17 protein-coding genes are annotated in these 20,424 nt (G+C 73.5%); 7 read left to right on the forward strand and 10 right to left on the reverse strand.

What is annotated here, in order from left to right:
• The first annotated feature begins 136 nt into the window (after positions 1 to 136).
• On the forward strand, positions 137 to 2,866 hold the full coding sequence (locus ACWG52_RS33825; protein ID WP_389806956.1) for a DNRLRE domain-containing protein: 2,730 nt from the start codon (positions 137 to 139) through the stop codon (positions 2,864 to 2,866).
• A gap of 66 nt (positions 2,867 to 2,932) precedes the next feature.
• On the opposite strand, the gene ACWG52_RS33830 is transcribed toward ACWG52_RS33825, so the two are convergent.
• The 6 genes from ACWG52_RS33830 to ACWG52_RS33855 form a co-directional block, all read right to left on the reverse strand.
• Positions 2,933 to 5,449 carry an acyl-CoA reductase gene (locus ACWG52_RS33830; protein ID WP_390166734.1) on the reverse strand — a complete coding sequence of 839 codons (2,517 nt, stop codon included), beginning with the start codon at positions 5,447 to 5,449 and terminating at the stop codon, positions 2,933 to 2,935.
• On the reverse strand, positions 5,446 to 6,594 hold the full coding sequence (locus ACWG52_RS33835; protein WP_389806954.1) for a LuxE/PaaK family acyltransferase: 1,149 nt from the start codon (positions 6,592 to 6,594) through the stop codon (positions 5,446 to 5,448). Before ACWG52_RS33835 ends, ACWG52_RS33830 begins: the two co-directional genes overlap by 4 nt.
• Positions 6,591 to 7,736: a GNAT family N-acetyltransferase gene (locus tag ACWG52_RS33840; protein ID WP_389806953.1), complete on the reverse strand. Its 1,146-nt coding sequence runs from the start codon at positions 7,734 to 7,736 to the stop codon at positions 6,591 to 6,593. The genes ACWG52_RS33835 and ACWG52_RS33840 overlap by 4 nt, the downstream gene beginning before the upstream one ends.
• Positions 7,733 to 9,055, reverse strand: coding sequence for an MFS transporter (locus tag ACWG52_RS33845; RefSeq protein WP_390136294.1), 1,323 nt, complete (start codon positions 9,053 to 9,055; stop codon positions 7,733 to 7,735). The genes ACWG52_RS33840 and ACWG52_RS33845 overlap by 4 nt, the downstream gene beginning before the upstream one ends.
• Positions 9,052 to 10,335: a phenylacetate--CoA ligase family protein gene (locus tag ACWG52_RS33850; RefSeq protein WP_389806951.1), complete on the reverse strand. Its 1,284-nt coding sequence runs from the start codon at positions 10,333 to 10,335 to the stop codon at positions 9,052 to 9,054. The genes ACWG52_RS33845 and ACWG52_RS33850 overlap by 4 nt, the downstream gene beginning before the upstream one ends.
• A 316-nt stretch (positions 10,336 to 10,651) precedes the next feature.
• Positions 10,652 to 11,077, reverse strand: coding sequence for a DUF3224 domain-containing protein (locus ACWG52_RS33855; RefSeq protein ID WP_389806950.1), 426 nt, complete (start codon positions 11,075 to 11,077; stop codon positions 10,652 to 10,654).
• A gap of 107 nt (positions 11,078 to 11,184) precedes the next feature.
• Here ACWG52_RS33855 and ACWG52_RS33860 point away from each other — a divergent pair, with 107 nt between their 5' ends.
• On the forward strand, positions 11,185 to 12,186 hold the full coding sequence (locus ACWG52_RS33860; protein ID WP_389806949.1) for a helix-turn-helix transcriptional regulator: 1,002 nt from the start codon (positions 11,185 to 11,187) through the stop codon (positions 12,184 to 12,186).
• A gap of 41 nt (positions 12,187 to 12,227) precedes the next feature.
• Here the strand turns inward: ACWG52_RS33860 and ACWG52_RS33865 are convergent, their stop codons facing one another.
• Positions 12,228 to 12,704 (reverse strand): hypothetical protein, encoded by a 477-nt coding sequence (locus ACWG52_RS33865; RefSeq protein WP_390166730.1) that lies wholly within the window; start codon positions 12,702 to 12,704, stop codon positions 12,228 to 12,230.
• A gap of 96 nt (positions 12,705 to 12,800) precedes the next feature.
• On the opposite strand from ACWG52_RS33865, the gene ACWG52_RS33870 reads away from it, so the two are divergent.
• Entirely contained in the window at positions 12,801 to 13,100 is a 300-nt protein-coding gene (locus tag ACWG52_RS33870; protein WP_389806947.1) for a hypothetical protein, read from the forward strand.
• Between the two features lie 10 nt (positions 13,101 to 13,110).
• Here the strand turns inward: ACWG52_RS33870 and ACWG52_RS33875 are convergent, their stop codons facing one another.
• Complete coding sequence (locus ACWG52_RS33875) at positions 13,111 to 13,953, reverse strand: MerR family transcriptional regulator (protein ID WP_390166894.1); 843 nt, start codon at positions 13,951 to 13,953, stop codon at positions 13,111 to 13,113.
• 68 nt (positions 13,954 to 14,021) lie between these two features.
• Positions 14,022 to 14,462 carry a hypothetical protein gene (locus ACWG52_RS33880; RefSeq protein WP_389806946.1) on the reverse strand — a complete coding sequence of 147 codons (441 nt, stop codon included), beginning with the start codon at positions 14,460 to 14,462 and terminating at the stop codon, positions 14,022 to 14,024.
• 187 nt (positions 14,463 to 14,649) lie between these two features.
• Between ACWG52_RS33880 and ACWG52_RS33885 the strand changes: the two genes are divergently transcribed.
• Together ACWG52_RS33885 and ACWG52_RS33890 are read left to right on the forward strand one after the other, a co-directional pair.
• The gene (locus ACWG52_RS33885) at positions 14,650 to 16,050 is read left to right on the forward strand and encodes an MFS transporter (RefSeq protein ID WP_453126816.1); all 1,401 of its coding nucleotides are present in this window, start codon (positions 14,650 to 14,652) and stop codon (positions 16,048 to 16,050) included.
• A gap of 296 nt (positions 16,051 to 16,346) precedes the next feature.
• Positions 16,347 to 17,081, forward strand: a complete 735-nt coding sequence (locus ACWG52_RS33890; RefSeq protein WP_390166728.1) for a peptidoglycan-binding domain-containing protein — start codon at positions 16,347 to 16,349, stop codon at positions 17,079 to 17,081.
• A gap of 161 nt (positions 17,082 to 17,242) precedes the next feature.
• On the opposite strand, the gene ACWG52_RS33895 is transcribed toward ACWG52_RS33890, so the two are convergent.
• The gene (locus ACWG52_RS33895) at positions 17,243 to 17,986 is read right to left on the reverse strand and encodes an SDR family NAD(P)-dependent oxidoreductase (RefSeq protein ID WP_389806943.1); all 744 of its coding nucleotides are present in this window, start codon (positions 17,984 to 17,986) and stop codon (positions 17,243 to 17,245) included.
• A 244-nt stretch (positions 17,987 to 18,230) separates the two neighbouring features.
• Here ACWG52_RS33895 and ACWG52_RS33900 point away from each other — a divergent pair, with 244 nt between their 5' ends.
• Complete coding sequence (locus ACWG52_RS33900; RefSeq protein ID WP_389806942.1) at positions 18,231 to 19,307, forward strand: RNA ligase (ATP); 1,077 nt, start codon at positions 18,231 to 18,233, stop codon at positions 19,305 to 19,307.
• A gap of 168 nt (positions 19,308 to 19,475) precedes the next feature.
• Positions 19,476 to 20,393, forward strand: a complete 918-nt coding sequence (locus ACWG52_RS33905; protein ID WP_389807370.1) for an NADP-dependent oxidoreductase — start codon at positions 19,476 to 19,478, stop codon at positions 20,391 to 20,393.
• The last annotated feature ends 31 nt before the right edge of the window (positions 20,394 to 20,424 follow it).

Genomic DNA, 20,424 nt, shown 5'->3' on the forward strand with positions numbered 1-20,424 from the left:
CAAGTGGGATGAATCAGGCCTCGAATCGCTCTAGGGTGCGCCCGTGGGCATGGTCGTGGACTGCTGTTCGGCGATTTTCGGCCATCTCCCGCACGGTCGCACCCACGGCCGTACCGCACATCGAACTGGGGGATTCATGCGTAGATCCCGAGGGCTGGTGGCCGCTCTCGCCCTGTCCCTGGCCGGAACCGGAGCGGGGGTGGGCCTCGGCCTGGTCCCGCAGGCGGCGGCGCTCACCCCGCCCGTCGCGTTCACCGCCGACGCGCTGTCCACCTGGCAGCCCGACGGCGTCGTCTGGGCCCTCGCCGAGGCGGGCGGCCAGGTCTTCGTCGGCGGCACCTTCTCCACGGTGCGCCCGCCGGCCGGAGGCTCCGGAAGCGAGCGGTCGGCCGTGAACTTCGTGGCCCTCGACGCCGCGACCGGCGCCCCGACCTCCTGCGAGCTGTCCTTCACCGTGGGCTCCGGCACCGCCACGGTCCGCGCGCTCGCCCTGTCCCCGGACAAGGAGACCCTGTACGTCGGCGGCTACTTCGGCGCCGTCAACGGCACCCCCGTCTCCAGTCTCGCCGCCGTCGACGTGGCGAGCTGCACCGTGAAGCAGGGCTTCCGCCCGGCCTTCGCGGCCACCGTGCGCGCCCTGGCCGTCACCGGCGACACCGTCTACGCGGGCGGCGACTTCCTCACCGTCGCCGGTCAGCCGCGCGGGCGCTTCGCCGCCGTCGGCGCGACCGACGGCGCGCTCAAGCCCTTCACCGCCGACGTCGACGAACCCGGGCGCGCCGTCGAGGTCACCCCGGACGGCGAGAACGTGATCCTCGGCGGCGACTTCTTCACCGTCAACGGCACGAACACGCACGCACTGGCCGTCGTCGACGCGACGAGCGGCGCGCTCACCAAGTCGTACGCCGGCTTCATCGAGACCAACTCCGTCGTCAAGGACATCGCGACCGACGCCACCGGCTTCTACACCGGCAACGAGGGCACCGGTGGCGGGGTCTTCGACGGCCGGATCGCCCTGAACCTCGGCGACTTCGGCCAGCGCTGGCGCGACACCTGCCTCGGCGCCACCCAGGCCGTGCTGCCCTACCAGAACGTGCTCTACAGCGCCTCGCACGCGCACGACTGCTCCAGCGTCGGCGAGTTCCCCGACGGACAGCGCCACCACCTGCTCGCCCAGCCCACCACCGGCACCGGCAAGCTCGGCTGGGCCCCCGACACCAACGACGGCATCGGCGAGGGCATCGGACCGCGCGTGATGACGGTCGGCTCCAAGGCCGGCGTCCAGTACCTGTGGGTCGGCGGGGAGTTCACCACCGTCAACGGAGCCGCGCAGCAGAGCCTGACGCGCTTCGCCTCCACCGGGGACACCGGCGCGCCCACCGTGCCCGTGGCGAGCGCGGTCAGTTTCAAGTCGGACGAGGCCCAGGTGCGCTGGCGTACCAGCCTCGACCTCGACGACAGCGCGCTGACCTACCGGATCTACCGGAACGGCGCGGCCACGCCGATCGCCACAATCACCGCCGACTCGCTGTTCTTCCGGCGACCGCAGGCCTCCTGGACCGACACCACCGTGGCGGCCGGCCAGTCGTACACCTACCGTGTGACGGCCACCGACGGGGCCGGCAACACCAGCGCCCTGTCCGCGACGGCGAGCGTGACCGTCCCGACCACGGCGGAGGCCTACCCGAACAAGGTCCGCTCCGACGGCGCCGAGCTGTACTGGCGCTACGACGAATCGGCCCTGCCCTTCGTCGCCGACTCCTCGGCGGGCAACCAGAGCGGCGTCCACAACAACGCTCCCGCCCTGCGGCAGACGCCCGGTGCGGTCTCCGGCGCGAGCACGGCGATCGGCTTCAACGGCTCCAACACCCACGTGTACGGGGACAAGCGGCAGTCGATCGGCAGCACCTACAGCGTCGAGACCTGGTTCCGGACCGACACCACCCGAGGCGGCAAGCTCGTCGGCTTCGCGAACCGCCAGGCCGGCGGCTCCAACCAGTACGACAAGCACGTCTACATGACCAACGACGGACGGCTGGTCTTCGGCGTCTACACCGGAGCCACCCGCACGATCACCACCCCGGCCGCCTACAACGACAACCAGTGGCACCATGTCGTCGCCACCCAGGGTCCGGGCGGGATGACCCTCTACGTGGACGGCGCGCCGAAGGGCACGCTGAACGTCACCACGCACGAGAACTACGCCGGCTACTGGCGCACCGGCGGCGACAACCTCAACGCCTGGCCGAACCGTCCGACCAGCGACTACTGGGCGGGCCGGCTCGACGAGACCGCCGTCTACCCGACGGTGCTCAGCGCGGCACAGGTGCAGAACCACTACGCCCTCGCCACCGCCCCGGCCGACTCGGTGGTCCAGGTCCCCGTGGCGGAGGACACCTACGCCAACGCGGGGGCACCCGCCACCAACTACGGCACCTCGGGATCGCTCGCCGTGCGGGGCACCTCGTTCTACGCGAGCTACCTGCGCTTCGACCTGCCCGCCGCACCCCCGGGCACGGTACTGAAGGCGGCCGCGCTCAGCGTGAAGACGAGCACGCAGAGCGGCGCCGGCACCACGGACACCGTCTCGGTGGTCCCGATCACCGGCTCGTGGAGCGAGGGCGGGACCACGTACAACAACCGGCCCGCGCTGGGTGGTCCGGCGCTCGGCACCTTCGCCGGGATCGCGGACGGGTCGGCCGTGCACACCACCGGGCTGACCACCGCGAGCGTCGCGACGGCCCTCGGCGGCAGCTACGGCCTCGCGCTCACCAGCACCGGCACCGACGCCCTGTGGCTGTGGTCCTCCGAGGCACAGGCGAACGAAGGGACACCGCAGCTGACGCTCACCTTCGGCGCACCGTGACCTGACACCCCCAGGGGACAGGAAGGGGCGCGGGTCGGCCTGAGGGCCGGCCCGCGCCCCGCTCGTCTAACGGCGCGCGTCCACCACGGCCAGGAGCTTGCCACTGGTCGCACTGCGGTCCAGCGACGCGCCGTCCACCGCCTCGACCACCAGCTCCAGCAGCCGCTCCTCGACCGCAGAGCGCAGCTCCGGGTAGCCGGCCAGGAAGACCTCCCGCAGCCGCTCCGGGTCGCTCGCCGCGGTCCGTTCCACCCGTACGGTCAGTCGCTCGCGCGCGTCGGCCGAGTCGAGCCGGACCTGCAGCTCGCCCCGGTGGCCGCCCTGTTCCTCGGCCAGGTCCAGGAAGCGCCGGAGGTTCAGGAAGTACGTCGCCACCCGCATCACGTCGCCGGTGCGGCCCCGCAGCTCGAAACGCGGCGCGTGCCGTCCGCACGGGCAACGGCCCGGGACCTCCCGGCCCAGGTCACCGATCACGTACCGGCCAAGCCGCTGGCCGCGCCGGGCATGCGTGGTGAACACCAGCCGGCCCGTCTCGCCCGGGACCACCGGGCGATCCTCGGCCAGGTCCAGGATCTCCATCGTGTGCAGGTCGGCGTGCAGGTGGTGGACGCCGCCGGAGCTCTCGGTGCACTGGTAGCCCAGCGGGCCGAGGTCGGTGCTGCCGTAGGTGATCGAGTGGACCACCTCGATGCCGAAGGTGTCCTTCAAGGTGCGCCGCTGCTCCTCGGTGAAGTGCTCGCCGCCGTAGAACACCTTGCGCAGGCCGCCGTACGCGCGCAGCGCCTCCTCCTCGGCGTGCAGCAGCTGCCACAGGTAGGAGGGCATGCCGAAGAGGGTGTCGGCCCCGTGGTCGATCAGCGCCTGCGCCGTGGCCCGGTGGTCGGGTCCCGCCGACAGCGGCAACTGCACCCCGCCGAGCCGTTCCAGCACGGAGAAGAAGCTGATGAAGCTGCCGTACATGGAACCGCAGTAGAACAGGTTGGCGGTCCGGTCCACGGCCGGGTCGTAGCCGGCGGCCACCAGGCCCCGGGCCGCGGCGTGCATCTGCGTGTCGTAGTCGTCGTAGCTGAAGACCGACAGCGTCGGCGCGCCGGTGCTGCCGCCGCTGCGGAAGTACAGCTCGGCATCGGCCCGCGTCAGCCGGCGGGCCGGCTCCTGCACGTCCTCCTTGCCCAGCAGCGGGCCCGCGGGACGAGGCAGCAGCACGGGCCGGACCAGGTCGTCCAGGCAGGCGGTCGTGGCGAAGCCGGCCGGATCGGCCTGGACCGCGACGCGGCGGCTGTAGCGCTGCAGGGCGTAGACGCCGTCGTGCGGCTCACCCGCGTAGCTCCGCAGCATGGCGCCGACCGGTGTGACCCGGGTGACGCCCGCGGCGAGGGCGGTGCGGGACAGCTCGGCGATGTCGGTGGCGCTGCCCGCGATGCCCGCCGTCTGCAGGTAGCGGCGCATCGGCCGCAGGGTGGCGATCAGCCGCTTGCGGGGCAGCGGCTTGACCCACACGCTGCGGTGCAGCGGCGAGGCGGTCAGCGGGGACCGGGTGTCGGCCATGACCCGCCACGACCCGTCGGGGGCGGCGAACACCCGCGTCAGACCCAGGTGCTCCTCCAGCCGGGCCATCAGCTCGGTGGTGGTCAGCTCGGCCGCCTCCGCCGGGTCCGGCTCCCGCGCCGGAGCACCGGTCGCGGCCGGCGGCCGGGTGGCGAGCACCGCGGCGAACCGCTCGGCGAAACCGAAGACCTCGTCCTCGTCCTCGGTGTCGAGGTAGACCACCTGAGGGCTGGAGCACGCCTCCTGCTCGTACAGGCAGACGTCGTCCGCCAGGGCGTCGAGCGTCCCGGCGTCCGACCACGCGTCGGCCGTCAGGTAGGCGAAGGAGATCCGGTGCCCCCACTCCACCAGCCGGGCCCCGGCCGGTACATGGCCCGCCACCCCTTCGACGGCGGCCTCCCCGCCCCAGACGGCGACGGCGTCCGCCGGCGCGCACATCAGACGCAGCCACTCCTGCCGGGAGGAGGGGAAGCGCAGGACCACGATCCGCGCGGCGAGTGCGCCGCTGGGATCCAGGGCCGCGAGCTCGGCCATCAGGTGCTGGGTCAGCAGGGTGTCGTCGCCGCTGGTCTTGAGCACGTTGACGTTGCCGGCGAGCAGGCCCTCGACGATGCTCAGGGGCGCGACCGTCGCGGCGTTGCCCGGCGCGATGTGGGCGACCATCCCGACGGGCGCCCACGCCTCGTAGACCGTCTCGCGCGGATCCGCCCGGTTCAGCCGGCCTGGCGTCGCGCTCCCCAGTTCCCGGCGCAGCTTGCGCGTCAGCTCCCGCCGGCCGAGGAGAGTGCCCAACTCGGCCAGGACGGCCGGGTCCTCGCCCTCGGGCAGGTGCGCGGCGAGCCGGGCCCGCACCGGGTGGTCGGGGTCGGCCAGGGCGGCGCCGAGGGCGTCGCACGCGGCCAGGACGGTCTCGGTCTCCAGCCCCTCGGCCAGCGCGGCCTCGACGGCCGCGGGCAGCTCGGCCAGGCGGCGGGCGGCCTCCTCGTCGTCGATGAAGGAGCCCTGCCAGTAGTGGTGGTGCACGTTCACGGTCACGCCATTCCCTTCATCAGTTCCGCTGCGGCCACCGCGCAGCTGCGGTTGCGGCTCACCCCGGCACGGCCGTGGACGGTGAACCAGGGGGTCGGGAGCTCGCACCCGCAGGCGTCGCCCGGTCGGAGGGAGGCGAGGTCGCCCATGACCACGCTCTGCGCGGGCACCGAGGTGATGTAGGGCGACACGAGGTGCAGGTAGCCCCGCTCCCCGTACGGCAGGGGTTCGAGCGTGCGGGTGGAGCGGATCGTCACCCGCGACCAGACGGGCGCGTGCAGCCGGTGGTGGTCGCACTCGATGTACGGGATGCAGTGCTCGACCGACCCGAAGGTGTCCCGGATCCGCTCACCGGGAATGCCGAGCTGCTCGGTGACCCGGGAGTACAGCTCCTCCTTGCCGATGCGCCGGTCGGAGTGGCCCTTCCACCCGCCGCCGAGGACGACGAGGGAACCCTCGGGCAGGCGCAGCGGAGGCAGCCCCATGGCCCGCATCCGCTCCAGCGTGAAGAAGAGGAAGGCCGGGAAGCCGAGGATGCGGACCGGGGCGTCCTCCCGCTCGAAGCGGCGCAGTGCGGCGATGCAGCCGAAGGGGTCGAACTCGTGCTCGCCGCCGGTGTTGCGCAGCGCGTACGCGACGCTGCGCGCGGGGGCGAAATCGCACAGGTAGTTGTCGGTGAAGGCGGTCCCGAGGTTCAGCGAGGGGGCCGGCTCGTAGCTGTAGAGGAGGTAGTTGACCTCCTGGTCGGGGGTGATCCACCCGTTGCGGTCGAAGATCCGGGCGACCATGCGCTGGGCGGAGCGGATGGTCCACCGGTCGAAGAACATCTGCGACTTCTGGCCGGTGGTGCCGGAGGAGGTCAGGTGCAGGTCCACGTCCTCGCGGGGGATCGAGAGCACCTCGTGCCGCTTGAAGAAGTTCGCGTGGACGAGCGGCGTACGGTACGGCTCGGCCGGGGGAGTGGCCTCGTACAGGGAACGGAAGAACGCGGAGCGCTCGGTGTGCCAGGCGTTGCTCTCCGCCATGGCCGCGGCGAACAGCGCGTCCTGCTCGGGGCCGAAGGCGTACGGGTCGGTCAGGTCGCACAGTTCTTGTACGTGCGGCAGCAGGGCCGGGTCGGGTACGGCGACCGGCGCGAGATGGGGGTTCATGAGGCAACCTCGGATGATGTGGGCAGGTGTGTCGACGCCCAGGCCGACACGTAGCAGTCCAGGTACGGCTGGAGGGGCGGTTCGACGGCGACGCCGCGGAAGTCGATGCGCTCGCCGGAGCGGGACAGGACGACGTAGTCGTGGAAGCCGTCGCCGTCCGCGCGCATGGCCGGGTAGAGGGCTCCGGCGACGAACCCCTGGGCGAGGAAGGCCGAGAGGGCCTCGTGGTGCGCCAGCGGTACCAGGGCTTCGACGTAGCCGGCGCCCGCGCGGGCCAGGGCCCGGGTGACGGGTTCGAGGTGGGCCGCGGCGGCGGCCGGGTCGGGATGGGCGGTCAGCAGGGAGCCGTAGCCGCCGGCGCGGTTGAGGTAGGCGTAGACCTCGAAGCGGCCGTCCTCGGGGGTGAGCAGCACGTTCGGTGTGTGCAGCGGGTAGAACCAACCCTCGGCGTGCGGGAACCGCTCGCGGAAGCGGCGGCGGACGAAGGCCGGCGCCTCGATCACCTCCAGCCGTTCGACGGCCGTGTGCGTCACGGCCGCCGGGAGCGGGCGGTCGGTGGCCGTGACGCCGGGGTACTCGATGCCGAGCGCGGACCCGGAGGTGCGCAGCAACGGCATCAGCGGGGCCGGTACTTCGGCGACGGGGATCCGACGGTCGAGCACTCCGTCGGCGTGACGCGCGTAGAGCGCGAGGGTTTCACGGGTGCTGAGATCGACCGCGTTGGGCAGGATGCCCAGGGGGCGGAAGCCGTTGCGGGCGACGACGCGCTGCGGACCGGCGCCGACGGTGCGCACGGTGGCGTACACCGAGTCCAGGCGGCCCGTGTCCAGCATGCCGGCGCACAGGGCCTCGGTCAGGGCGGCGGCCAGGCCCGCCGAGCGGTGCTCGGGGTGCACGGCGATGCCCTCCAACCGGCCGGTGCGGCTGCCGGCCTCGCCGCGGATGGCGGCGGACCCGGTCAGGGCCCCGGTGTCGGCGCAGCGGGTGACGAGCCACAGGGAGTGCGGGTCCGCGATGAGCCGGGCCATCTCGGCCGGGTCGGTGCCGAGCGCCACCGGGTAGTGCGGTCCGTAGACGGCGTAGTAGAGCTGGCGCAGTTCGGCGATGTCCGCGCGGACGGCCGGGCCGATCACGGGGCTCATCGCTCGCCTCCCGCGGATTGCGCGGCGGCCGCCTCCGGCGTACGGAACCCGAGCAGGGCCAACGCGCAGGCCGCGGGGAGCAGTCCGATGCCCTGCGCGAGGCAGAGCGTCTGCGGGGAGAGGTGATCGCCGGCGGAGCCGAACACCAGGGACGCCACCGGAAGGGAGGCGCCCAGGACGGCCTGCATCACGGCGAAGAAGCCGGGCTTGTCCGCCGCCGGCACCATCCGCTGGAACAGGGCGACGAAGCGGACGCTGACGGCCCCGGCACACCAGCCGGCCACGGCCAGAGCGCCCGCGACGACCGGGCGCTGCGTGAACAGTCCCGGCGTCGCCAGGGCGAGGGCCATCAGCACCAGGCACCAGGCGCCGGCGACGGTGGGCCGGCCCGGCACGAGGGTGCCGGTGAACGCGCCGACGAGCGCCCCGGTGCCCAGGGCGGCCTCCAGCAGGGCCACGGTGCCGCCTCCGCCGAGGAGCACCGACCGGGTGTAGAGGGGGATGACCACGAACACGGCGGCGGTGAACAGGTTCGCCGCGGTGAAGCAGATCAGGATCCGCCGTACGGAGGGCAGTTCGGCCAGGATGCGGCGGAGCGGGCGCCGCGGGGGCGCGGCCGTCGCCGCACCGTCGTGGCTGTCCACCACGACGGTCCGGAACCGGGCGCTCGCGACGAGCACGGCGGCGCCGAGATAGGCGGCCGCGCAGCCGGCGGACAGTCCGGCCACGCCCGCCCGGTCGACGGTCAGGGCGCCGAGCAGCGCGCCCACGAGGCCCGCCAAGGACTGGGTGGACAGCTCGAAGCCGGTGGCCGTCTCGATGTCGGCGTCGTCGACGAGTTCGGGGACCGAGGTGGTCAGACACGGGTCGAAGAACGCCTGGCAGGTGGCCAGGGCGAGACCGGCGGCGTACACCGTGGTCAGCGGCAGGTCGCCGCTGTACGCCCACAACGCGAGGGCGGTCGAGGCGACCCCGGCCACGGCGGCGGCGGTCCGCAGCACCGAGCGGTGCGCGCACCGGGCGACGACCCCGGCCACGACGGGTGCCAGCGCCACGGCGGGCAGCGTGCAGACGGCCATGAACAGCCCCGAGGCCAGACCGCGGGCCTCGGGCACGGCGTAGGCCACGATCCACCAGGACACGCCGACCTGGAACATGCGCACGGCGGCCTGGGTGAGGACCTGGCCGAGCCATACGGCGCCGAAGGCGCGGTTGCGCAGCACCAGCGGAGCACGCCGGTGCTCGGCCCCGGTCCGGCGCTCCGGCTGCTCCTCCGTGTCGGCGCTGTCGGCCGTGTCGGTCAGGGGTGCGGCGGTCATGCGGTCGGCCTCTCGTCGAGGACACGGACGAGCTTGCCCGTGCGCGGGTTGACGGCGAGGTCGCGGTGGCGCGCCCACTCCACGGACAGCGGGTGCACGAACCCGGCACGGACGCTGTCCGGATAGAGCGGCCGTACGGTCTCCAGCTCCGTGACGACGGCCTCGGCCAGTGCCGCCCGGTCGCCCGCGACCGGGCCGCGGGCCTCGTCACCGGGGGTCGTCGCCAGTCTCAGGACGAGTCCGTCACGGCCGTCCCAGCGGCGGACGACGAGTTGCATGCCGACCACGTGGCCCGCGGTGTCCGCCGCGGCGACGGCGTCCTGGGCGTCCTGCGTGTAGAGGGAGACGGGACCCACCCGCACGCCCTCCTCGGCGCGCCCGAGGATCCGGAAGTGGCCGGGCCCGGTGCCGGTCCACTCGGCCCGGTCGCCGGCGGGATAGCGGATGATCGGCATCAGCCGACGGAAGAGGCTGGTGACGACGACGCGGCCGGGCCGCCCCGGTTCCGTGATGGGCTCATCGGTGGAGTCGTCGAGGATCTCGACGACCGCGTACGGGGAGAAGGCCCGGTGCACCCGGGCGTCGGGGCCGGACACCGGGCGGCCGAGCAGGCCCGCGTCGACGCTGGCGTAGCCGACGGAACGGACCTCGGCACCGGGGAACGCGGCGGCCAGCAGGCGCCGTTGGTCGTCGAAGAGGGCCTCACCGCCGAAGAGGAGCAACTCCACGGAGTCGAGCCGGACATCGCAGGAGACGACCTGTTCGGCGAGCCGGCACAAGGTGGTGGGTGTGCCGGTCAGCACCTGGGCGGCGAGATCGCGCAGCGTGGGGATCGTCGACTCCAGCGGCGCGCCGCCGCCGATGGGCAGGCGGACGTTGTCCACGGGCGCGTGGGCGAGCGAGTCGAGGACGAAGAGGAAGCTGGCGTAGAGCTCCCCGGCGTAGAAGAGGTCGGCGACACGGTGGCCCGGGCGCAGACCGGTGTCCACGAGCCCCTGGCCGAAGGCGGTGACGAAGGTGCGCCACTCGTCGCGGGTGTAGACGGAGAACTTGGGGGACCCGGTGGTGCCGCCGGTCTTGTAGACCGTGGCCTCGCTGAGCGGGCCGGTCAGCACACGGCTGTCGTGCAGGGTGTTGGCCGCCCAGAAGTCCTGCTGGTCGACCACCGGAAGGTCGGTGAGGCGGTCGACGTGCGGTGGCAGGGACGCGTAGAGGTCCCGGTAGTAGGGCGAGTTGTGGCGGGCGAAACGTATGAGGTCCGTGAGCTGCTGGGCGGACATGAGCCTTTGCCTGGGTGACGGGAACGGGGACGGGAGCCACGGCGGCCGCGGCGAGAGCTGTGACTCGCCCGCGGCATCGATCCGGTGTGAACGGGGGACCCCCCGGCGCCCCCGCCTCCCTCTGACGCACGCCGAAAGCTGACGTGCAGTCATGATGATGAAACATCAGTCCACTCATCGCCAAATTGGCCGAGTATTTCCGGACAGTGGAACCGAATTCAACAATTTCTTCGGACCAATTGGTTCCGGTAACGACCTCCGGCGGGTCCCGGGACCCGCCGGAGCGGCCGCTCGGTCGACGGCTCGTCCCCGTTCCTCAACGGGACGGGGCCTCGCCCAGCTCGTAGACGAAGGTGTACGCGACGGAGGTGTCACCGTGGCGGTAGGTGAAACCGCCGGAACCCGTCAGCCCCACGAGGTCCCCGGTGCCGGAGCCGGGCACCACCTCGAAACGGCAGACCGTGCCGTCGGCGTCGAAGGTGCCGCGCTCCTCCAGGACGAAGCTGCCCTCGCGGCCGTCGAGGCCGCCGGAGACCAACTCCATCCCGCTGTAGGAACCGAGGTTCTCCCCGGTGTAGGCGATCGTGTAGTCGCAGGCGGTCCCGGCCGCCGAGATCCCGCCCGTGAAGGCGTTGGCGACATGGGCATGGGCGAGCCGCGGGACGGCGTCCGCGGCGCCGACCGGGCTCTCCTGCCAGTTGGCGAAGGTGAAGCGGCCACCGGTCTCTACGGGCGTGGGCATGATGGGCGACGGTCCTCTCGGCCTGCCGGACGGCCTCTCCGCCCGGTGTGCCCCAGGCTGGCAGCCGTACCTGACACCTTCTGTCAGGTACGGGAGACAATGACGCCATGCGCGCCGACCGGCTTCTCTCCCTGCTCCTGCTGCTGCAGAACCGCGGCCGGATGACCGCGCCCGAACTCGCCGCCGAGCTGGAGGTGTCGGTGCGCACCATCCACCGCGACATCGACGCCCTCGGCGCCTCCGGCGTCCCCGTCCTCGCCGACCGCGGCCCGGCCGGGGGCTACCGGCTGGCCGACGGCTACCGCACACGCCTCACCGGCCTCACCGACGCCCAGGCCGGCTCCCTCTTCCTCGCCGGCGCCCCCGGACCCGCGCGGGAACTCGGCCTCGGCGCCGATCTGGCCGCCGCCCAGCTCAAACTCCAGGCGGCGCTGCCGGCCGCGCTCGCCGAACGGGCCCGCCGGATCCAGGACCGGTTCCACCTCGACGCGCCCGCCTGGTTCCGGGAGGCCGACCCCGTCCCGCACCTCGCGCAGATCGCCCAGGCCGTCTGGGACCAGCACGTCCTGCGCACCCACTACCGCCGGTGGCGCGGTGAGGTACGGCGCGCACTGCGTCCGCTCGGCCTCGTCCTCAAAGGGGGCATCTGGTACCTCGTCGCCGATGTCGACGAGGCCGTACGCACCTACCGCGTCTCCCGGTTCCTGACCGTGGACACGACGCCGGAACGCTTCGAACGGCCCGCCGGATTCGAACTGGCCGCGTACTGGCAGGAGTCCACCAGCCGCCTGGACGCCGCGCTCCGGCAACAGACCGCCGAACTCCGCCTGTCCCCGCGCGGGCAGCTGCTTCTGCCCATGCAGTTCGGGGCGGCGGGCACCCGGGCACTCGCCGAAGCCGAACCGGCCGACGCGGACGGCTGGGTCCGGCTGCGCATCGCCGTGGAGTCCCAGGCCGTCGCCGTCGGCGACCTGCTGCGCCTGGGCACGGAGGCGGAGGTGCTCGGCCCGCCCGAACTGCGCCGCGCCCTCGCCGAGACGGTGACCGCGCTGGCCGGACGCTACGCCCCTGACGAGGTGTCCGTGCCGGCCCCGCGTGCCTCACCCTGAGCGCCGACCCGGCGGCCGTCCGCCGGGTCGGCTCGGAATACTCAGGGTCCGCCGGGTCCGCCCGGTCCGCCCGGGGGCTCCACCTCCAGGAAGCGGCGCCGCCGCGGGCCCCGGTACAGCAGGCACACCCAGCCCAGCGACTCCAGCACGGCGGCGCAGGCCGCCAGCCGCTCCTGCTCCTCACCGGCCGCTCCGCCGCCCGCCGGGCCCACCCAGGTCACCTCCGCCCGCCCGGGCTCCGCTCCGGCCGCCACGCGGTAGCCCGTCCGCGTACGCCGCCCCTCCTCGTCCACCGCCGACGCCGCGACGCCCGCCGCCTCCAGGGCGAGGGCCACCGCGCGCGGCGGCCGCCGCACCTCCCACGGCGCGGGAACCGCCGCGCCCGCCGGGCCGTTCACCAGTCGGCGGATCTGCAGCAGCCCCTCGTACGCGGTGCGCAGCTCGGCCTGACGCCCGACCGGAGCGGCCGCCGGACCGTCGCCGGTCGCGGGCTCGAAACCCTGCCCGGGTACCACCATCACCCACCCCCGCCCCGCCCGTCTGAGTACCTCACACCCAACGGCCTGAGTATCCACCCCGATTCCCGGACGCTGCTCCGCCGCTGGAATGGGGACATGACTTCACAGGACCCGAGCGGCGCGACGCCCGCCCGCCCGCGCATGCAGCACGTGACCACCGCCGGCTCGGCCCTGGCCGTGGCCCTGGTCCCGCTCGTGGTCGGCGTCCTGTTCGCCAAGGCGATGGCCGCCGACCCGATGACGCCGGTGAACGCCCTGATCGCGGGCGGCGGACAGCGGGCCGCGCTGCCCCGGGGCGAGTGGAAGCGACGCGGCCACACCACCGTGCGCAGGCTGCGCACGGCCCGGCGCGACACGGCCCGGCGGTGTGCCCGAGCCTGCGGCCGCCGCCCCTGAGCGGCCGGGGTCAGGAGGTGGCGGCCAGCGGCTCCTGGAGTTCGGTGACCCACTGATCGGGATCGTCCGGGCAGGCCAGGGTCAGCTCGCGGGCGTACCCGGCCGAGCGGTGCCCGTGCGCGTCGATCCACCGGGCCAAGGCCTGCGACGTCGGCAGGATCCCGTCCATCGACCCTCGGTGCACCACCGTCGCGGCCCGCTCCACCGCCGCCAGCGTGACGATCCGGACCTCGCCCCCGAGGTCCTCGGCGCGGACCGACGCCGCCACCGGCAGTCCGGCGTGGACGAGGACGGCCGACGCGGATCCCGTCCCGGGCACGTCCTCGTAGTAGGCGGTCCCCGGGCCGGTCGGGACGACCCCGGCCGCCTCGATCCGGCGGCACAGCTCGTCGTAGAGCGGCCCGATGACCGGGCCGATGTCCTGCGGTTCGTAACTCCCGGCCGTGCCGGTCAGCTCGGCGAGCCGGACGGGCGGAAGGCTTTTCACGACGATGTCGTCGGCGGGCATGGATCCCTCTTTCTCGATGGTCCGGAGCCTCGCCTCGACCTGGACCAGCCGGGCCGCCGCGGCGGCCATGGCGCTCTCCAGCTCGGCCTGCCGCAGTCGCAGCATGCCGCGCAGCTCCTCCGGGCCCACCCGCTCGGCGAGGATCGATCCCACCTGGTCCAGGGAGAATCCGAGTTCCTTGAGCGCGATGACCCGGTTGAGGCGGGCGAGCTGCCCGGCCTCGTAGGAGCGGTAGCCGGTGAAGGGGTCGACACGTGCCGGGCGCAGCAGTCCGAGGGCGTCGTAGTGACGCAGCATGCGGACCGACACCCGGCCGTGCTTGGCGAAGTCTCCGATGGTGAACATGACGCTCTCCACTACAAGGTCTGACACAGGGGGAGGGTCAAGCGTCGCACTGGGGGAGGGCGCGGTGGTCAGCGGCCGTACTGCCGCAGACACAGGTCGACGATGGACGGCGGCACCGTGCCGTCCGCGGCCGCGCACAGCTGGTCCAGACGTGGCGGCGGGGCCGGCCGCCGCCGCGGATGGTTCGTCGCCGCTCCCGGTACCCGCTTGCGCCGCGGCGGAGCCGCCTTCGCGGGGGCCCGCTCGCGCGGGGGCTCGGGCTCCGGGCCCGCCTTCGGCGCCGGCCCGCGGTCCGCGTCCGGGCGCTGGGCCGGGGCCGGTGACGGTGCGGCGACCTCGGGCAGCGCCCCCAACGGCAGGGCCAGGGGGGCCGGAACCTCGGGTGCTTCGGCCGGCGGAACGGAGCCCCGTACGGGAGCCGGCGCGGAATCCCGCGGCCCGACGGAGACACAGCCGGTGCTCGCGAGGAGCACGACGAGGGAGAGGGGCACGGCGCGGCGTAACTGCATCCGACCACCTTGCCGTACCGCCGGGCCGGTCCGGTTCCCCTCTCACGCGTGCGGGTGACACCGGCCCGGTGGGAATGGTCGGGGCGTGTGGGAAATTGGAACGGCAGTACGGGTGAAGGGGGAGGCGCGACCCCCGGCTCCCCGTGCCGTGTCCTGCCCGCCGATCGTCCGTACGGAGTACCGATCCATGACCTCAGCTGCCGCGCCCGGCAACCGTCCCGCGCCGCCGCCCGAGTCCGGCCCGACCGGGGGTCCCGGGTCCGGTCCCGAGTCCGAGTCCGAGTCCGAGCCCGGTTCCGGCTCGGAGTCCGGCTCCGAGTCCGAGTCCGAGTCCGGTTCCTGGTCCGATACCGGTGCGGAGTCCGTCTCCCCGCCGGTGGCCCGATCCGCACCGGGGAGCGACGGGGCTCCGTGGCGGGGCTGGGCGGCCGTCTGCGCCGTCTCCCTCGGGATCTTCTGCCTGATCACCTCCGAACTGCTGCCCGTCGGGCTGCTCACCCCCGTCGGGGCCGCCCTCGGCGTCTCCGACGGGACCGCGGGCCTGATGGTCACCGCGCCCGGGCTGGTCGCCGGTTTCTGCGCGCCGCTGGTCACCGTCGGCGCCGGCCGGCTCGACCGGCGTCTCGTGCTGTGCGTGCTCATCGCCCTCATGGTCGCCGCCAACCTCGCCGCCGCCCTGGCCCCGAACTTCGCCGTCGTCCTGGCGGCCCGCCTGCTCGTCGGCGTCAGCGTCGGCGGATTCTGGGCCGTCGCCGGCGGACTCGCCGTACGCCTCGTCCCCGAACGGCACGTCGGCCGCGCCACAGCGCTCGTCTTCGGCGGCGTCCCCACCGCCTCCGTGCTCGGCGTCCCCGCCGGCACCCTGCTCGGTGAACTCGGCGGCTGGCGCACCGCCTTCGCGGCGGTCGGCGGCCTCGGCCTCGTCACCCTGACCGCCCTGCTCGTGCTGTTGCCCCCGCTCCCGGCGACCCGGCACATCACCTTCCCCGAACTCCCCGCCCTGCTCCGGGAGAACCGCGCCGTGCGGGCCGGGGTCATCGTGACCTTCCTCGTGGTGACCGGGCAGTTCGCCGCCTACACCTTCGTACGGCCGATCCTGCAGGAGGTGTCCGGAGTCGACGCCCGACACATCAGCACCCTGCTGCTCGGCTACGGCGTCGCCGGGGTCGCGGGGAACTTCCTGGCCGGGCCGCGCGACGCGTACCGCACCCTCCTCGTGGTCAGCTCCGCCCTCACCGTCGTCCTCGCGTCGATCGCGGTGCTGCCGGGACCGGCCGTCGGCACCGTGCTGCTGCTGGCCTGGGGACTCGCCTACGGCGGGGTCTCGGTGAGCGTGCAGGGTTGGATGATCAAGGCGGCCCCGGAGGCGCCCGAAGCCGCGTCCTCGCTGATGGTGGCCATGTTCAATTTCGCCATAGCGGCGGGCGCACTGTGCGGCGGTCTCGCGGTGGACGGACTCTCCGAGCCCGCCGCCCCGCTCGGCGGTGCCGCCCTGATGCTCGCGGCCGCCACCACCGTGTGGGTCACGGCGATCCGCCGCACCCCTGACAGATCGGATGGACAGGGGCGGATCGGACACCGGGCTTGACCCGGCCCCCGCATGGGGGCAAGAGTGCGCCGATCAAGAATCACCGCGTGAGCCGCACTTCGGAGATACGTCAGATGTCCAGATCCGTTCGCCCGTCGATCGACCCGGCCGAAATCGGCGGTTCTCCGGCACGCGGCACCCACGGTACGCGTAGCGCCCACGGCATCCTCGGTCTGCCCGGCGCCCCCGCCGCCGCAGCCCCGGCTCCCGCCGCCCGGCGGCAGGGAGCCTGACCGACCGGGTGGGGGCCGGCACCGCACCGCCGCGCCGGCCCCCGTCCCCGCCGGGAGACCACCATGCGCCAGGACCCTGATGAGAGCGGGATCGTCCCCGACGACCACCTGCTCGTACGCCCGTACGTCGCCCCCTCGGGCCCACCGCCCCCGTCGACCGTGCCCGCCTGGCCGCAGGCCGGCCCCCTCGCCTTCCCCGGCCCGGCGCACGCTCAGGCATCCGAGGTCCCGGCGGCCGCCGGCGCCGCGGCTCCGCGCCCGACTGCTGCCCGTGGCCGGCGCGGTCGGCTCCCGTTCGCCGTCCTCACCCTGCTGTCGCTCGCCGCGGTGGGCGCCCTGGTGCTCCTGCTGAGCGGTCCCGAAGCGCATCCGCCGCGGGCCGGAGCGCCCGCCGAGCTGTCCGTACCGATGCTTCGGGGGCACAACCCGAACTCCGGCGTCGAGGTCGGCGTACCCCGGCCGACCGCGTCCGCACGGTCCTCCGCCGCCTCCGCTTCTCCCACGCCCTCCCGAGCGCCGAGTGCCTCCGCGAGCCAGGACGCGAAGCCGCCGACCTCGCCCAGTGCTTCGGCCTCGGGCCCGTCGGGTTCCGCCGGGACGCTGCGGATGGGGGACACCGGCCCCGAGGTACGTGCCCTGCAGGAGCTGCTGTACCGGCAGGGGTTCACGTACGTCTCCGTCACCGGTGTCTACGACAGCCAGACCAAGCGCGGTGTCGGTCAGCTGCAGCGCGACCGCTCCATCAAGGGCGACTCCCCGGGCGTTTATGGCCCGGCCACCCAGGCGGCGATGCGCTGAGCCTCGACCGGTGCCCGCGCCGCCGCCCCCGGCCGGACGGTCACAGTGTGGCGACGGCGTTCGCACGCTCCTGCCTCACCGCCGTCGCGCTGCTGCTCTTCATGGTGGTGTTCAGCCAGGGGCACGGGATCTGAGTCCTGGACGGGCGGCCCCGGCCTCGATCAGCGGCCGCCGGAGACCCGCAGCACCGTGCCCGTCGTGTACGAGGCGTCCGGGGAGAGCAACCAGGCGATCGCCCCGGCGATCTCGTCGGGCCGGCCCGGCCGACCGAGCGGGATGCCGGCCGCCGCCTTCGCCGGACGGTCGGGATCGCCCATCGCCGCGTGCATGTCGGTCTCGATGATGCCCGGTGCCACGGCGTTGACCCGGATCCCGTCCGGACCGAGCTCCTTGGCGAGCCCCACCGTGAGCGCGTCGACGGCCGCCTTGGTCGCCGCGTAGTGCACGTACTCCCCGGGGCTGCCCAGGGTCGCGGCCGTGGAGGAGACGTTCACGATCGCCCCGCCGTCGGCCTCCGCCATGTCCCGGGCAGCCCGGCGGCAGCACAGCAGGTACCCGAGGAGGTTCACCTCCACCACCCGCCGCAGGTCCTCGGTGCGGGCGTCGGCGAGCCGGCCCAGCTGGCCGGTCACCCCGGCGTTGTTCACCAGCCCGGTCACCCTGCCGAGTTCGGCGCCGGCGATGTCGAAGAGCCGCTCGACGGCGCACTCCTCGGACACGTCACCGCGCACGGTCACACAGCGGGCGCCGGCGGCACGGACCCGCTCGGCGACGGCCTCGGCCGCCGCCGCGTCACGGGTGTAACCGAGCGCCAGATCATGCCCGTTCGCGGCCAGCCGCAGACAGGTCGCCGCACCGATGCCTCTGCTGCCGCCGGTGACGACGGTGACCGGGCGAGCTGACATGGGAGCCTCCTGCGGGACATGGAACGCGGAACATGGCACATGGAACACCGAACGTGGAGCGTCGGGTGAAGGTCGTGGGTCGTGGGTCGTCGGGCGTGGGTCGTGGGGCGCCGGGGCGGGGCGGGCAGGCTAGCACCGTGATAATCGCTGGACCAGCGGAAATGGCGAGCAGCAGAGTGGTCGTCACCGACGCGCCGCACCACCGGGCGTCGTCCGTGTCCCTGACCACCGTTGGAGCCGTCCCATGTCGACCTTGCGCGTGACCGCCGAAGAACTGACCGTCCATGAGCACCCGAACGCCGACGCGTTGGAACTGGCCCAGGTGGGCCTCTACCGCGCCGTGATCGCCAAGGGGGCTTACCGGACGGGCGAGTTCGCCATCTACATCCCCGAACAGGCCGTGCTGCCCGCGGATCTGATCGAGGAGCTCGGCCTCACCGGACGGCTCGCCGGCGGTTCCGCCGACCGGGTCAAAGCGGTCCGGCTCCGCGGCGAACTCTCGCAAGGACTGGTGTGCCGGCCACGCGCGCTCGCCGACGTCGACCTGGCCCTGGCGGCCAAGGAGGAGACGGACTTCGCGGAGCTGCTCGGCATCACCAAATGGGCCCCGCCCATACCCACGACCATGAGCGGCGACGTCGAGGCCGCCGCCGACCTGATGCCGTGGGTCGACATCGAGAACCTCCAGCGCTACCCGCACATCTTCGAGCCCGGCGAGCCGGTCGTCCTCACCGAGAAACTGCACGGCACCGCCTGCCTGTTCACGTACGTGGTCGAGGGTGAGCGGTCCTACGTCTCCTCCAAGGGGTTCGGCTCGAAGGGACTGGCGCTCAAGGAGGACGAGCGCAACCTCTACTGGCGGGCCGTCCGCGGCCACGACGTACCGGCCGTCGCCGCGGCCCTGGCCGACCGCCTCGGCGCGACCCGGGTCGGGATCTTCGGCGAGGTGTACGGCAAGGGCGTCCAGGACCTCTCGTACGGGACCGACGTACGCACCGCCGACGCGCCGCCCGGACTCGCCGTCTTCGACGTCTCCGCCGAGATCGACGGGCAGACGCGCTGGCTGGACCCGGTCGCCGTCCTGACGGACGGTGAGCTTCCGCTGGTGCCACGGCTGTACGAGGGCCCGTACGACCTCGACACGGTGCTGGACCTGGCGAGCGGCCGCGAGACCGTCTCCGGGAAGGCCGTGCACCTGCGCGAGGGCGTCGTCATCCGACCGTCGACGGAGCGCTACAGCCCGGTCGTGGGCGGCCGGGCCATCGCCAAGGCCGTCAGCCCGGCGTACCTGACGCGCAAGGGCGGCACCGAGTACGAGTGACCCTCCCGCGTCGGCCGTGCGACGCACGGCGACGCCGCGCCGCGCCGCGCCCGCTCCACCTCGTGGGGCGGGCGCTTCGTGCATGGTGGGATGAACCGGGGGCGGGTTCCACCAGCACACGGAGAGGTCGGGTACATGTCCCAGTCGGGCCGGAGCAGCCAGGAAACCATGCGGGCGATGGCGTACGAGACGTACGGCGGGACGGAGGTGCTCTCCGAGACCCGGCTGCCGATGCCCAAGGTCGGACCGGGTGAGGTGCTCGTCCGGGTCAGGTGCGCCGGCGTCAACCCCGTCGACTGGAAGATCATGTCGGGCGGGCTGGACCCCCTGATGGACGTCGTCTTCCCGGTGGTGCCCGGCTGGGACGTGTCCGGCACCGTCGAGCGGGTCGGCATCGACACCCCCGAATACGCCGAGGGCGACGAGGTCATCGCGTACGCCCGCAAGGACTACGTGCACGGCGGGACCTTCGCCGAGTTCGTCACGGTGCCCGTACGCGCCCTCGCGCACAAGCCCGCCTCGCTCGACTGGGCCGGGGCGGCGGGGCTCCCGCTCGCCGGGCTCACCGCCTACCAGCTGCTGACCCGCCTCGGCACCGGCAAGGACGACACCGTCCTGATCCACGGCGCCGCGGGCGGTGTCGGCTCCTTCGGCGTGCAGATCGCCCGTGCGCTGGGCGCCCGGGTCATCGGCACGGCGTCCCCGCGCAACCACGACCGGGTACGGGAACTGGGCGCCGAGCCCATCGAGTACGGGGACGGACTCGCCGCGCGGGTACGGGCCCTGGTGCCCGACGGCCCCACGGTCGTCGCGGACTTCGTCGGCGGTGTCGGCGCCGTCACCCGGGAGGTCCTCCACGACGACGGACGGCACGCCTCCATCGCCGACCCGAGTGTGCTCGGGGCGGGTGGCGAGTGGATGTGGGTCCGACCGGTCGGCAGCGATCTGGCCGAGCTGGGCCGGCTCGCCGACGCCGGGCAGCTGAAGGTGCCGGTCGCCAAGACCTTCCCGCTGGGCGAGCTGGCGGCCGCCTTCGAGCTGAGCCAGGGCGGGCACACCGCCGGGAAGATCATCATCGAGATCTGACCCGTCCTGCCGCCGGTGTCGGTGCAGGTGC

It is taken from the genome of Streptomyces sp. CLCI03 (assembly GCF_053615355.1).